This is a genomic window from Cellulomonas sp. McL0617 (assembly GCF_049994875.1).
Taxonomy (GTDB): Bacteria; Actinomycetota; Actinomycetes; order Actinomycetales; family Cellulomonadaceae; genus Cellulomonas.
The window spans coordinates 183,649-197,211 of record NZ_CP188256.1; the positions used below are offsets into that span (position 1 = coordinate 183,649).

Below are 13,563 nucleotides of genomic sequence, written 5' to 3' on the forward strand. Positions count from 1 at the left end.
TCGAACCGTGCACGACACCCCCGTTAGCACAGGTGACCCGCAGTTCGGGAGCAAGTCCTCGTATCCCAGCGGGTGACGTCCATGGCAAACTCTGGCCGCGGGCTAATGGTCCGGCGTCCAGCAGCCGATGACAGCGAACGGGACTCCTCGTGGGTCGACAGACGCTCGACCGGATCGACCTGGTGGCAACACCCGTTGTCGGAAGACGGAAAGGAACGACATGCTGCGACGGCTCGGCATCCGCGCCAAAGTGATGGCTGTCCTTGCCGTCCCCATGCTCGCCCTGTTCGGTGCGGGCGTGTACATCTCGCTCAGCGCCGTCAACGACTACCGGTATGCGGCCGCGTCCAAGGTCGCCATCAGCTCGGGCCACCAGCTGATCGACTTCACCGATGCGCTCATGGCCGAGCGGATCGCGGCACTGACCGGTGCGTCCGACGACGACTACAAGGCAGCCCAGGCAACCACCGACGCTGCATACGGCCAGTGGGCGCGGACCGTGGCCGGCGTCGACGAAAGCATGTTCCCGGCAGCGGTCGCCACCGCGCTGGACGACGCGCTGGCCAACGGCTCGAACAACACCAAGTACGCCCGCACGTTGTCGGACCAGCCCAGGACGCAGGAGGCCTCCTACCAGTCGGCCATCGACGCGCAGATGGCGGTCGGCCAGGTCTTCTCCGACGTCCTGCAGAACCGTGACGCTGCCGACTACCTGACCGCCATCAACAATCTCGGCAACACGTCGAACGACCTTGTCGTCGAGCTCATCGGTGGTCTCAACCTGCCCCTGAGCTCGACGCCTCACATCGACGCTCAGACCTACGCGAACAACGCGGCTGCGACCGAGGTCGACCGGTTGAAGGCTCGTACGGCTGTCCACAGGCTTGGCCAGAAGGACCTGGTGATGCCGTTCGGTGACCCCTCGGCGGCGTTCTCGAACGACCGGACCGAGCTCGCGACCGGCGAGCAGCTCTCCTTCAGCCACGTCGACCCTGTGCAGTTCGCGGGGGACATCAACGCTCAGCTGGTGATGCTGGACACGCTGCAGAAGAAGGCTCTGAGCAAGGCGACGGTCGTCGCCGCCAACGCCGCCAGCGACGCGCGCAGCCAGGCCCTCACCACCATCGCCATCGCCATCGCCGCCGCAGTCGCGTCCTTGTTCTTCGCGCTGCTCGTCGCCCGAGCCATCGTCGTCCCGCTGCGCCGCCTGACCGTCGCCGCCGGTGACGTCCGCGAGCAGCTGCCGCGGCTCGTCGAGCAGGTGGCCGTCCCCGGTGAGGGTCCCGAGATCACCCTGGCGCCCATCCCGGTGACCTCCCGTGACGAGGTCGGCCAGCTGGCCCAGGCCTTCAACGCGGTCAACCAGACGACCGTGCAGGTCGCCCAGGAGCAGGCCGCGCTGCGCGGCTCGATCGCGGAGATGTTCGTCAACGTGGCCCGCCGCGACCAGGTCCTGCTGAACCGGCAGCTGTCGTTCATCGACTCCCTCGAGCGCGCCGAGGAGGACCCCAGCACGCTGGCCAACCTCTTCCGACTCGACCACCTCGCCACCCGCATGCGCCGTAACGCGGAGTCGCTCCTCGTGCTCGCCGGCATCGACACCGGCCGACGTCTGCGCGACGCGATGCCGCTGTCCGACGTCGTGCGTACCGCCTCCTCCGAGATCGAGCAGTACGACCGCATCGAGCTCGACCTGCAGGTCGACCCGCACATGCACGGCTTCAACGCCCTCGGTGCCGCGCACATGCTCGCCGAGCTGCTCGAGAACGCCACGATCTTCTCCGAGCCGGAGACGCCCGTCACGGTCACCACCGGTGTCTCGGGCCAGTACGTCATCGTGCGCATCCTCGACCACGGCCTGGGCATGAGCGAGGTCGAGCTCGACGCCGCGAACACGAAGATCACGTCCACGTCGGCGAGCGACTCGCTGGGCAACCAGCGCCTCGGCCTCTTCGTCGTCGGCCGCATCGCGCAGCGCCTCGGCGCTGACGTCAAGCTCCTCAAGGCCGCCCACGGCACGGGCACCGAGACGATCGTGCGCTTCCCGGCCACGCTGTTCGTCGCCACCGAGGCCTCGCCGTACGGCAACGGCGCCCCCGCGGCGCTGGCCGCACCGCGCGTCGACCCGGGTCTGCCCCAGATCGAGGCCCCGCTCGTCGAGCAGGTCGACCTCGCGGCACTGACCGACGGTCAGACGTCGCTCGGCCTGCCCAAGCGCCGCAGCCGCGACGACGACCCCGCGCACGAGGACGGGCCGATCCCGGTCACGCAGCTCGAGCCGTCCCAGACGCTGCCGTCGCGCTCGAAGAAGACCTTCGACGAGGACAACCTCGTTCTGCCCGAGGCCCCCGACGGCCACATCGCCGCCGAGATCTCCGCGGCCGCACTGGGCTCCGAGTGGAACCCGCCGACCTCAGCGCCGGCGGGCGGCGGCCTCCCGAGCCGCAGCCGCGCCTCGACGCCGGCGTGGGCGACTCCCGAGGAGCCCGCGACGACGGCCAACGCGTCGGCCGCTCCGGCGCCGGCAGCGCGCGCCGGTCTGTTCTCCGGCTTCCGTGGTCGCACCCCGGAGCAGATCGCCGAGGCCGACGGGACCGAGGAGCGCTCGACGTCGAACGTCCGCGCGCCGTGGATGTCGTCCGGTGCCCACGCGGCTCCCGTCGAGCCGATGGTCATCCCGACGCTCGCCGACGAGGACGACGACTCCTGGGAGACGCAGCAGGCCGACGACCGCGAGGCCGCCTCGATGGAGGCCGCGGCCGAGATCGTGCTCGCCGAGCAGCTCGAGCAGGGCGACGACGTCGCGGTCTTCGAGCCGGACCCCTCCTGGGCCCCCCCGAGCGCGCAGGACGCACCCGTCTGGGAGCCGACGCCCGCGTGGGAGGCCCCGGCCGCCGAGGCCGTGGACGCCCCGACGTGGGAGGCGCCCGCCGCCTGGGAGGCGCCCACCGCCGAGGACGCCTCGAGCTGGGCGGCTCCTGCCGCCGAGGCCGATGTCCTTGCCGACGCCGCTGAAACCGACGCCGCCGACGCCGAGGAGGCGCCTGTCTCTCCTGAGGCCGCCGCCGCCGAGGAGCCGGTCTGGGAGCCGACGCCCGCGTGGGACGTGCCCGCTGCCGAGGCTGTGGACGAGCCGGTCTGGGAGCCGACGCCCGCGTGGGACGTGCCCGCTGCCGAGGCCGTGAACGAGCCGGTCTGGGAGCCGACGCCCGCGTGGGACGCGCCCGCTGCCGAGGCTGTGGACGAGCCGGTCTGGGAGCCGACGCCCGCGTGGGACGTGCCCGCTGCCGAGCCGGTGACCGACGGGGTCGCTCCTGCGGCGCTCGAGGTCCGGCCCATCGCCGACGCGACGTCCGAGGACGTTCCGGCCTGGGAGGCGCCCGTCGTCGACACGCAGGCCTGGGACCTGGCCGTCGCCGAGTCGGCCGCCTGGGAGCCGATCTCCGCTCCTGAGAGCGCGGCGCCCGCCGTCGCGGAGATCGTGCCCGTCGCCGAGGTCGAGCCCGTTGCCGAGGTCGAGCCGGTCGCCGAGTTCGAGCCCTTCGCTGAGGTCGCGCCGGTTGCTGAGGTCGCGCCCGTCCAGACCTTCACCAGCTACAGCGGCTACGCCGGCTGGGCGGCTCCTGCCGCCGAGGTGCCCACGGCCTACGTGCCGTTCGAGCGGACTCTCGACGAGGCGCGAGCCTGGCACACCGGCGCGATGCCGATCGTGCCTCAGCCCGTCGTCGAGCCGGTTGCCGAGGTCTCGACCGACGCCGCCTGGCCGGCGCCCTCATGGGCTGACGCTGGCGCGCCCGTCGTCGAACCGCAGCCGACGGCTGCGGAGGCCGTCGCCGAGGTCGCGGAGCCTGCCTGGGCCCCCGAGGCCGCGACAGCCGAGGCGCCCGTCGCCGAGACCGCGGTCGCCGAGACGCCGCCCATCTGGGCGGCACCCGAGCAGGACGCACCGGCCTGGCCGACGTTCGCGGAGGCGCACCCGGAGGTCGAGCAGCCGACCCAGCTGTTCACGCCGATCCAGGCGCAGGATGCGGTCTCCGCCGAGACGATGTCGGCCGAGGAGCAGGCGTTCGAGCCGTCCTCGTTCGCGCCGACCTACGAGCAGCCGTACGCACCGTCGTTCGACCAGGAGCCGGTTCCGGCCGCACAGGCCGAGGCTCCGGTCGTCGCCGAGGCGCCCGCCTGGGCACACGAGGCGATGGCCGCCGCAGCCGCCCCGGCTCCGCAGGCGACGTTCGGCGAGCTGGTCCAGCCGGCTGCCACCGAGGACGCGAAGGGCCGCCGGCGCTGGGGTCTGTTCGGCCGCAAGAAGGCCGACCAGGAGACTGCGGCCCAGGTCGCGCCCGTCGCGGTCGCACCCGTCGCCTACGAGCCCCCCGCGAGCCAGGCCGCCCCGGTCCGCACCTCGGCCTGGACGGCGGAGGCCCCGGCCCCGGCCGCGCAGCCCGAGCCGCAGTCCTGGATGGCGTCCACCAACCAGTGGTCCTCCCCGGCCCCGGTCCAGACCGGGTTCCCGGAGGCCGCCGCCCCGGCGCCCGTCCTCCCCGCGCCCATCGCCCCGGCCGCCCCCGAGCACCCCTCGGCCGGCTCCTGGTCGCGGCCGGACTGGAACTCCCGCCCCAACCCCGCTCCGCACTCGACGGTCCCGCAGCCTGCGCTGCCGCCGTCGGTCGCACCGCGGGTCGGCACGCTGGACGACGAGGTGGCCGCGATGCTCGCGCTCCGCTCGGACATCCAGGAGCAGGCGCTCTCCGAGCTCTCCCAGCTCTCGGCCTACCGGCCGTCGGCATCGGGTGGCTCCGCCGAGCGACTGACCAAGCGTGTCGCCCAAGCTGTCCCGGCGTCGACGATCGCCGAGGACGAAGGGAAGCCCGTGCAGCGTGACGCGGACCAGCTCCGCTCCCGGCTGTCGAGCTTCCAGTCCGGGACCAGCCGTGGCCGTCAGGCCTCGGACGACCCCTCCAGCCAGAATGGCGCGAGCTGATGACAGACCCGAACCCCTCAACCGTCGTCCCCGCCCTGGTGACGTCCGACCCCGCAGTCATCGACTGCACCAGCAAGGAGGAAGTGTGACCGCGCTCAGCACCGAGGCAGCCAACTTCGGCTGGCTCCTGGACAACTTCGTCCGGACCGTGCCCGGCACTCGCCACACACTCGTGGTGTCTGCGGACGGTCTTCTCATGGCGATGTCCGAGCAGCTCGACCGCACCAGCGGCGACCAGCTCGCGGCCATCGTCTCCGGGATGTCGAGCCTTACCCGTGGCGCAGCGCGCCAGCTTCGTGCGGGGGAGGTGCGTCAGGCGATCATCGAGATGGACAACTTGTTCCTCTTCCTCATGAGCGTCTCGAACGGCTCCGTCCTCGCCGTGGTCGCCGAGTCGTCCTGCGACGTGGGACTCATCGGCTACGAGATGGCGATGCTCGTCTCCCGCACCGAAGCGACGCTCACCCCGCAGCTCATCTCCGAGATGCGCGGCCAGCTCCCCGTCGACGGCGCCACGCGCGCTCCCGTGGCCTGAGCCGACGGATCCGGCGACGATGAGCGAGCACATCGAGTACGAGGCCAGAACGGTCCGGCCCTACGCCGTGACCGGTGGCCGCGTGCGTTCGGCGCGCTCCGACCTGCCTCTCGAGGCACTGGTCGAGGCGATGCCTGGCGCAGTCGCCAGCCAGGGTCTGCCGCCCGAGAAGCGGGCGATCCTGCAGCACGCAGCGTCGAACTACATCTCGGTCGCCGAGCTGTCGGCCCTGCTCCACCTTCCGCTGGGCGTGATCCGGATCCTCGTGTCCGACCTCGCGGAGCAGCACTACGTGCGCGTGCACACCTCTCAGCCGGTCGAGGTCAACACCGGTGAGTCCCCTGCCCTGTCCCTCAGCGTGCTGGAGAGTGTTCTCAATGGCATTTCCGCCCTCTGACGCCGCTGTGGCCGCTCCGGCGGGCACGGCAGGAAGCGTCGCACCCACAGTCGTCAAGATCGTCGTAGCGGGCGGCTTCGCCGTCGGCAAGACGACGTTCATCGGTTCGATCTCGGACATCGAGCCCCTCAACACCGAGGCCGCGATGACCGAGCACTCGGTCGGCGTCGACGACGCCGGCGGTGTGTCGGACCGCAAGACCACCACGACGGTGGCGATGGACTTCGGTCGCATCGCCCTGCCGGGCTCGCTCTGGCTCTACCTGTTCGGCACCCCTGGCCAGGACCGGTTCCTGTTCATGTGGGACGACCTGGTCCGCGGCGCCATCGGTGCCGTCGTCCTGGTGGACACCGACCGGCTCGACCAGTGCTTCCCGGCCGTCGACTACTTCGAGAGCCGCGGCATCCCGTTCGTCGTCGGCGTGAACTGCTTCGATGGCGTCGCCAAGCACCAGCTCGACGACGTCCGTGACGCCCTGGCGATCCCGGCGCACGTGCCGGTGCTCTACACGGACGCCCGGTCGCGTGCGGCCACGAAGCAGGCCCTGATCTCGCTGGTGCAGCTCGCGATGGAGCGTCTGCGCGGCCGGTGAACCGCTGAGGTTCCACCACGACTGCGGCCGGCCCCTGCAGGGGGGTCGGCCGCCGCCGCTCGGGCATCGATGTTCGGGCGCGGAGTAGGGAATCATGTGACGATGCCGTCCGCCCCCGTCCCCTCGCCACGCTCCGGTGGTGGCGACGACGAGGCCGGCCTGCTCCCGCAGCCCCGCGAGGCGGCGGACGAGCACGGACGGACGCCCGACGCCGAGACCGCACCCGACCCCGCGACCGCACCCGACGCGGCAGCCGTGCTGGCCGACCCCCGTCCCGCTCTCGACGACGAACCGGACGCGGGCCCCGTCGTGACCGGCACCCCGCGCCGTGCCCCCGCCGGCGGACGGGCGCCACGAGCCCCCGCCGCGCCCGCGGCCGCCCCCGTCCCGCGCGTCTACGCGGACGGCTCCGCGCTCGTGCAGTTCGTCGCGGGGTCGACGAGCCACGACGAGTGGCTGGCATGGGCCAAGGACCACGAGGCCGAGCTGCTCACCACGCCGCTCGGCCTGACAGAGCTGCGTCGACTCGCGCTCCCGACGGGTGTGGAGGCCCGTGGTGTCGCCCGCGACGTCGAGGCGCGCGTCACCGTGGTGCGGTTCTCGGACCAGACGCTGCGCGCGGCGACGAAGGTCTCCGGGGTGCTCCCGCCCTTCACCGCGCTGCACATCGGCGCCGCACTGTCGTACCCGGGCGTCGTCGCCGTGGCCACGTACGACACGCAGCTCGCCCGGGTCGCGGCGCTGCACGGCCTCCGGGTGGTCTCACCCGGGATGGCGCCGTTCTGGTGGGAGCAGGACGACTGAGCGCGGCACTTCCCTGACGTGCTCTTTCGCGCCTAGGTTGCCCCTATGGCCGCAGCGCAGGAACCCCAGCATCTCGACTCCACTGCGGTGCGCGTGGCGGCACCGCTCAGCCCGTCGCGACGCCGAGCGGCCGACCACGTCGAGCACCTGACCCGCGACGAGCGCAAGGCCCGGGGCGCGGCGGCGCGCGTGCTGACCCCCCGCAGCTCGCTCGCGCTCGCTGGTGGCGGCGAGCGGCGCCCCCACCCGATCGACCTGCTGGTCAGTCAGGGCACGTCGCGCGTCCCCGAGCTCGTCCCGCTGCGGTACGGCCGCATGGCGACCTCAGCGTTCGCGTTCCTGCGCGGTGCGGCACTGATCATGGCTTCGGACCTGGCATCGACCCCGAACAGCGGGCTGACGGTGCAGCTGTGCGGCGACGCACACATGTCGAACTTCGGCCTGTACGGGACCCCCGAGCGTCGGATGCTCTTCGACCTGAACGACTTCGACGAGACGCTGCCCGGTCCGTTCGAGTGGGACGTCAAGCGGCTCCTCGCGTCCATCGAGGTGGCCGCGCGGGGCAACGGGATCCCGCGCAAGGACCGCCGCACGATGATCGTCCGCACGGCGCGTGCGTACCGCGAGGCCATGCGTGGCTTCGCGACGAAGACCGAGCTCGAGGTCTGGTACGCCCGGGTCGACGTCGACGAGTTCATGGGCGAGTACGTCTCGCAGCTCGGCAAGGCACAGGCCAAGCGGACCGAGTCGACGATCGCCAAGGCGCGTACCCGCGACCACCTGCAGTCGGTGAACAAGCTCACGGCGATCATCGACGGTGAACGCCGGCTCGTCTCCGACCCACCGCTGGTCACCACCCTCGAGGAGATGCTCGGCGCGGAGGGGGCGACCGACTTCGCGGAGCGTCTGGTCGAGCTCGTGCACGCCTATCGGGTGACGCTGCAGCCGGACCGCCGCCACCTGCTCGAGCAGTACGAGCTCATCGACATGGCGCGCAAGGTCGTCGGCGTGGGCAGCGTCGGGACGCGCGCCTGGATACTGCTGCTGCGCGGGGTCGACGACAACGACCTGCTGATGCTGCAGGCCAAGGAGGCGCAGGCCTCCGTGCTCGAGCAGTTCCTCGGCCACAGCGAGTACACCCAGGCCGGCCAGCGCGTGGTGGAGGGCCAGCGGCTCATGCAGGCGGCGAGCGACACGATGCTCGGCTGGCAGCGCACGCGCGGCATCGACGGTGTCGAGCGCGACTTCTACATCCGTCAGCTGCGGGACTGGAAGGGTTCCGCGACGATCGAGACGATGGTGCCCGACGGGATGTCCCGCTACGCCGAGCTGTGCGCGTGGACCCTGGCCCGGGCGCACGCCCGTTCCGGTGACCGCGTCGCGATCGCGGCCTACCTGGGCAGCTCGAAGACCGCCGACGAGGCGTTCGCCACCTTTGCCGCCGAGTACGGCGACCGGACCGAGCAGGACCACGCGCTGCTGCTGGATGCCATCGCGACGGGCCGGCTGGAGGCGATCCACGGAGTCTGACGGGCGCCTGTGGGAGACTCGTGCGCGCTGCGACCGCCCCGACGGGCCCCGGTCGCGCGGGAGGGCTGTCTGAGCGGCCGAAAGAGACGGTCTTGAAAACCGTTGGAGCGGGACAACCCCGTTCTCGTGGGTTCGAATCCCACGCCCTCCGCCAACCGGCCTCTCGGCCGGTCGCCGTGCTCGGCCGCGCGAGGGCGACGACCGGACCTCGATCGGCCCGGGCCCTGATCCATCGGGCGCGCCCGACCGTGCCGTGCTGGGATGACACCGTCTCCCACCGGTTGCTCGAAGAGGTAGGCCATGGCGAACGATCTCGTCCCCGTAGGTGTCGACAACTTCGTGCGGGCGGAGTCCGACCGCATGTTCGACTTCGTCCTTCACGACACCGGCGGCACCAACCAGTGGCTGGTCAACCGGACGCCGACGCCCCTGGACCACCAGCCGATCATTCGTCAGAACCGCGACACGCTCTACAGCGCGACGATCGCGGACGTGTCGGCGGGAGCGCGCATCACGGTTCCCGACACCGGGGGGCGGTACGCGTCGGTCATGGTCATCAACCAGGACCACTACGTGCCGCACATCCTCCACGACGCCGGTGTGCACGAGCTCTCCCAGGACGACATCGGCTCGCCGTTCGCGATGGTCGGGGTCCGGATCCTGGTCGATCCGGCCGACCCCGCGGACGTCGCCGAGGTCAACGCCCTCCAGGACCGCTTCACCTTCGAGGCCGGTTCCGCTCGGGCGTTCGTGCACACGTCGTACGACCCGACGTCGTTCGCATCGACCCGTGAGCACCTTCTCGCACTGTCGCGTGGTCTCCGTGACTTTCGGGGCGCCTTCGGGATGCCCGACGAGGTCGATCCCGTCCGGCACCTCCTCGGCGCAGCCGCTGCGTGGGGCGGCTTCCCGGAGCGAGAAGCGATGTACCTCAACGTCGACCCTGGGCTGCCGGTCGGACGGTACGAGCTGACGGCGAGGGACGTTCCCGTCGACGCCTTCTGGTCCGTCACCGTCTACAACGCCGAGGGCTTCATGGAGCCGAATCCCCAGGGGATCGTCAGCGTGAACAGCGTGACGGCCGAACCGGGCGCCGACGGCTCGATCACCGTGCGCTTCGGCGACGGCGACGAGCCGAACACCATCCCCACGCCCGAGCACTGGAACTACATGGTGCGGCTCTACCTCCCGCGGGCGGAGGCGATCTCTCGTGAGTGGACCTTCCCCACCATCCGATCGGCACGTTAGGGAGGATCGCGCGCCGGGCCGTCGGCGGTCGGATCTCGCTCGCACGCGGGATGGACAGCAAGGACCGACGGCCCGGCCTACGCTCTCGATGTGCCCCGACGCCACGTCCAGCTGCAACCGGGCCAGACGCTCCCCGACGGCCCCGCCGTCGACGGGCTGGTCCGCCAGGGTCTCGCGGCGCTGCGCCACGAGCTGGACATCCCCGTGGGCTTCCCCGCGGCCGTGACGGCAGAGGCGAGAGCGGCGCGGCCCCACCCGGACGGCGACGACGCCACCGACATCCCCTTCGTCACGATCGACCCCGAAGGGTCGATGGACCTCGACCAGGCGGTGCACATCGAACGTGCGGGCGCGGGGTACCGCGTCCACTACGCCATCGCCGACGTCGCCGCGTGGGTGGTGCCGGGCGGGGCGATCGACGACGAGGCACGGGTGCGGGTGGAGACGTTGTACGCGCCCGACGGGCGGACCCCGCTGCACCCGCCCGAGCTGAGCGAGGGCAGGGCGAGCCTGCTGCCCGGGCAGACGTGCCCCGCGCTGCTGTGGACGATCGACCTGGACGAGCACGGCGCCCCGACGCGCACGCGCGTCCAGCGCAGGCGGGTACAGAGTCGCGCGCAGCTCACGTACAGCGGCGCTCAGCGGTCGATCGACGACGGCACGGCCGGCGAGACGCTGCGGCTGCTGAAGGTGGTCGGGCTCCTGCGCGAGGCGGCGGAGGTCGATCGCGGCGGCATCACGCTGCCCACCCCGGAGCAGGTGGTCGAGCAGCAGCCCGACGGCACATGGACGCTCGGCAGCCGCGCGACCCTGCCGGTCGAGGAGTGGAACGCGCAGATCTCCCTGCTCACGGGCATGTGCGCGGCACAGCTCATGATCGACGGCCGCATCGGCGTCCTGCGCACGCTCCCGGCGGCGGACCCGCGCGACGTCGAACGCCTCCAGCGGTCCGCGCACGCGCTGGGCGTCGCCTGGCCGGCCCGCGCGACCCCGGGCGACGTGATCCGCCACCTGGACGCGTCGAACCCCGCCCACGCGGCCCTGCTGACCGAGGCGACCAGCCTCCTGCGCGGCGCCGCGTACGTCGCGTTCGACGGCGAGGTCCCCAGCTACACGATGCACGCAGCGATCGCCGCCCCCTACGCCCACGCGACGGCCCCCCTGCGGCGCCTGGTCGACCGGTTCGTCGGCGAGCTCTGCGTGGCGCTGAGCGCGGGGACGCCGGTCCCGGCGTGGGCGCGCGACGCGCTCGAGGAGCTGCCGGGTCTCATGGCGTCGGGCGACAAGCACGCGGGCGAGTACGAGCGCGGTTGCATCGACCTGGTCGAGGCGGCCCTGCTCACGGCGCGCGTCGGGGAGGTCTTCGAGGGTGCGATCGTCGACGTCCGCGCCGACCGCGACGCCGGCGTGGTGCAGCTGCGCGACCCCGCGGTCCGCGGCCGCATCGAGGGCGTCGACCTGCCGCTCGGCACCGACGTCCGCGTCCGGGTCGTCGCGGCCGACGTCGCCACCCGCACCGTCCGGTTCGAGGTGGCTCAGCCTCCGACTCCACGCGGGGCGCCGTGATGTCCGAGCTCGACGACGTCGCCGACGAGCTCTACGGCGGCCCGCCCGGTGTTTTCATCGAGCACCGCGATGCCGCTGCCAAGGCCGCCCGGGCCGACGGTGACCGCGAGCTGGCCAAGCAGATCACCGAGCTGCGCAAGCCGACGGTGTCCGCCTGGCTGATGAACCTGCTGGTCCGCGACGACCCGGGCTTCGCCGACCAGGTGGTCGCCCTCGGCGAGGGGCTGCGCGACGCCGAGCGCTCGCTGGACGGCCCGGCACTGCGCGAGCTCAGCACCCAGCGGCGGGCGCTCGTCCGCTCGCTGACGGCCCGCGCCCGCAAGCTGGCCGCGCCGGCGGGCCAGCGCATCGGCGACTCGGTCACCCAGGAGCTCGACGCGACCCTCACGGCCGCCCTCGCGGACCCGGAGGTGGCCCGCGAGGTCACGTCGGGACGGCTCACGGTCGCCCGCGAGTACGCCGGCTTCGGCAGCGCCGACTCGAGCGCGACGACCACTCGACCGAGCCGACCGACCCCGCCGGCACCGAAGCCGAAGCCGGCGGAGCCGGACGAGACCGAGAAGCCGGCCCGCCCCAGGCTCACCCTGGTCAAGCCGGCGGTCGACCCGGAGGAGGCCCGCCGTGCCCGGGCCGCCGAACGCCAGCAGCGCCTGCGCGACGAGGCCGACCGGGCGCTCGAGATCGCCGACCAGGCGCTCACCGAGGCCCGGCGCACGCACGACGCCACGCAGGAGGTCCGGGACGAGAGCGCCGCGGTGCTCGACCGGGCGGAGCGTGCCGCGCAGGCGGCCCACGAGGAGGAGGACGAGCTGGTGACGGCCCTCGCCGACGTCCGCCGCAGGCTCGCGGCCGCGGGCAAGGCAGCGACGATCGCCGACAAGGACGTCAGCCAGGCGCAGGCCAACCTGCGGCACGACGAGAAGGAGGCGACGACGACCGAGCGCGCGCTCCAGCGGGCCGAGCGCGTCCGGGACGCGGCCGCGACACGGAGGGACGAGCTGTGAAGGACGACGCCGAGCAGGTCCACGTCGAGTCGCCGCGGCAGTGGCGCGACTGGCTGACGGAGCACCACGCGACCTCGTCGGGAATCTGGCTCGTCACGTGGCGCCCGGCCAGCGGGAAACCGCAGGTCACCTACGAGCAGACCATCGAGGAGGCCCTCTGCTTCGGCTGGATCGACGGTCAGGCCCAGACGCTCGACGCCGACCGCACCGCCCTGTGGCTCACCCGGCGCCGCCCGGGCAGCGGGTGGAGCGTCCTGTCGAAGCAGCGTGTGGCGCGTGTCGAGGCGGACGGTCGCATGACGCCCGTCGGGCGTGCGGTCATCGACGAGGCCAAGGCGGACGGGTCGTGGTCCCGCTACGACGACGCCGACAGCCTGGTCCTCCCGGCCGACCTCGTCGATGCGTTCGCGCTCCGGGACGGTTCCCGGGAGCACTGGGAGTCGTTCAGTGAGGCGGTCCGCCGTGCGATCCTGCGCTGGATCGTCGACGCCAGACGGGACGTCACGCGCGCGGCCCGCGTCGAGGAGACCGCCGACCTGGCCGGCCAAGGAATCCCGGCCCACCAGCAGACTCGTCGGTAGGACGGCTGGCCGCCGACCCCCCGCTTGTGGTCAACTTCCGGGGTGAACTCGACCAACTACGAGAAGCCCGTCCGCAACACCAAGGTGTTGGGCTACATCTCGATCGCCCTGCTCGTCGTCTTCGTCGTCCTCGCGGTCTTCCGGATCTCGGCCGTGTCCGACGGCGAGTCCCATCCCGCGATCCAGTACATCCTCGTGGTGGGCATCGTCTTCTCGCTCATCTTCTTCGCCACGCTCGCGGTGAAGTTCTTGTTCATCGGCGACGACGAGGACTGACGCCACGACCCGTACGCACGAGAGCCGCGCGGCCCGATGAGGGGCCGCG

11 protein-coding genes and 1 tRNA gene are annotated in these 13,563 nt (G+C 72.3%); all 12 read left to right on the forward strand.

Translation table 11 applies throughout. The annotated features are described in order from the left end of the window. Positions 1–220 precede the first annotated feature (220 nt). The gene (locus ACPPVS_RS00905) at positions 221–4,981 is read left to right on the forward strand and encodes an ATP-binding protein (RefSeq protein ID WP_426594045.1); all 4,761 of its coding nucleotides are present in this window, start codon (positions 221–223) and stop codon (positions 4,979–4,981) included. 85 nt (positions 4,982–5,066) lie between these two features. Next, positions 5,067–5,516 carry a roadblock/LC7 domain-containing protein gene (locus ACPPVS_RS00910; protein ID WP_028051268.1) on the forward strand — a complete coding sequence of 150 codons (450 nt, stop codon included), beginning with the start codon at positions 5,067–5,069 and terminating at the stop codon, positions 5,514–5,516. A gap of 19 nt (positions 5,517–5,535) precedes the next feature. Next, positions 5,536–5,913 carry a DUF742 domain-containing protein gene (locus tag ACPPVS_RS00915; RefSeq protein ID WP_426594046.1) on the forward strand — a complete coding sequence of 126 codons (378 nt, stop codon included), beginning with the start codon at positions 5,536–5,538 and terminating at the stop codon, positions 5,911–5,913. Continuing rightward, positions 5,894–6,505, forward strand: a complete 612-nt coding sequence (locus ACPPVS_RS00920) for a GTP-binding protein (protein ID WP_426594047.1) — start codon at positions 5,894–5,896, stop codon at positions 6,503–6,505. The genes ACPPVS_RS00915 and ACPPVS_RS00920 overlap by 20 nt, the downstream gene beginning before the upstream one ends. Before the next feature lie 102 nt (positions 6,506–6,607). After that, the gene (locus tag ACPPVS_RS00925) at positions 6,608–7,309 is read left to right on the forward strand and encodes a type II toxin-antitoxin system VapC family toxin (RefSeq protein ID WP_426594048.1); all 702 of its coding nucleotides are present in this window, start codon (positions 6,608–6,610) and stop codon (positions 7,307–7,309) included. A gap of 45 nt (positions 7,310–7,354) precedes the next feature. Beyond that, complete coding sequence (locus ACPPVS_RS00930; protein WP_426594049.1) at positions 7,355–8,839, forward strand: DUF2252 domain-containing protein; 1,485 nt, start codon at positions 7,355–7,357, stop codon at positions 8,837–8,839. Between the two features lie 59 nt (positions 8,840–8,898). Further along, positions 8,899–8,993: transfer RNA gene (locus tag ACPPVS_RS00935), tRNA-Ser, on the forward strand. 146 nt (positions 8,994–9,139) lie between these two features. Then, positions 9,140–10,087 carry a DUF1214 domain-containing protein gene (locus tag ACPPVS_RS00940; protein WP_426594050.1) on the forward strand — a complete coding sequence of 316 codons (948 nt, stop codon included), beginning with the start codon at positions 9,140–9,142 and terminating at the stop codon, positions 10,085–10,087. 90 nt (positions 10,088–10,177) lie between these two features. Further along, positions 10,178–11,653 (forward strand): RNB domain-containing ribonuclease, encoded by a 1,476-nt coding sequence (locus ACPPVS_RS00945; RefSeq protein ID WP_426594051.1) that lies wholly within the window; start codon positions 10,178–10,180, stop codon positions 11,651–11,653. Further along, positions 11,653–12,657: a hypothetical protein gene (locus tag ACPPVS_RS00950; RefSeq protein WP_426594052.1), complete on the forward strand. Its 1,005-nt coding sequence runs from the start codon at positions 11,653–11,655 to the stop codon at positions 12,655–12,657. The genes ACPPVS_RS00945 and ACPPVS_RS00950 overlap by 1 nt, the downstream gene beginning before the upstream one ends. Beyond that, positions 12,654–13,238 carry a YdeI/OmpD-associated family protein gene (locus ACPPVS_RS00955; RefSeq protein ID WP_426594053.1) on the forward strand — a complete coding sequence of 195 codons (585 nt, stop codon included), beginning with the start codon at positions 12,654–12,656 and terminating at the stop codon, positions 13,236–13,238. The genes ACPPVS_RS00950 and ACPPVS_RS00955 overlap by 4 nt, the downstream gene beginning before the upstream one ends. 42 nt (positions 13,239–13,280) lie before the next feature. Continuing rightward, complete coding sequence (locus ACPPVS_RS00960) at positions 13,281–13,514, forward strand: hypothetical protein (RefSeq protein ID WP_426594055.1); 234 nt, start codon at positions 13,281–13,283, stop codon at positions 13,512–13,514. Positions 13,515–13,563: the final 49 nt, after the last annotated feature.

What these genes read in the sequence shown, in the direction of transcription:
- ACPPVS_RS00925 (WP_426594048.1), top strand. Translation starts at nt 6,608, where the DNA reads ATGCCGTCCGCCCCCGTCCCCTCGCCACGCTCCGGTGGTGGCGACGAC.
- ACPPVS_RS00905 (WP_426594045.1), top strand. Translation starts at nt 221, where the DNA reads ATGCTGCGACGGCTCGGCATCCGCGCCAAAGTGATGGCTGTCCTTGCC.
- ACPPVS_RS00915 (WP_426594046.1), top strand. Translation starts at nt 5,536, where the DNA reads ATGAGCGAGCACATCGAGTACGAGGCCAGAACGGTCCGGCCCTACGCC.
- ACPPVS_RS00920 (WP_426594047.1), top strand. Translation starts at nt 5,894, where the DNA reads ATGGCATTTCCGCCCTCTGACGCCGCTGTGGCCGCTCCGGCGGGCACG.
- ACPPVS_RS00950 (WP_426594052.1), top strand. Translation starts at nt 11,653, where the DNA reads ATGTCCGAGCTCGACGACGTCGCCGACGAGCTCTACGGCGGCCCGCCC.
- ACPPVS_RS00930 (WP_426594049.1), top strand. Translation starts at nt 7,355, where the DNA reads ATGGCCGCAGCGCAGGAACCCCAGCATCTCGACTCCACTGCGGTGCGC.
- ACPPVS_RS00940 (WP_426594050.1), top strand. Translation starts at nt 9,140, where the DNA reads ATGGCGAACGATCTCGTCCCCGTAGGTGTCGACAACTTCGTGCGGGCG.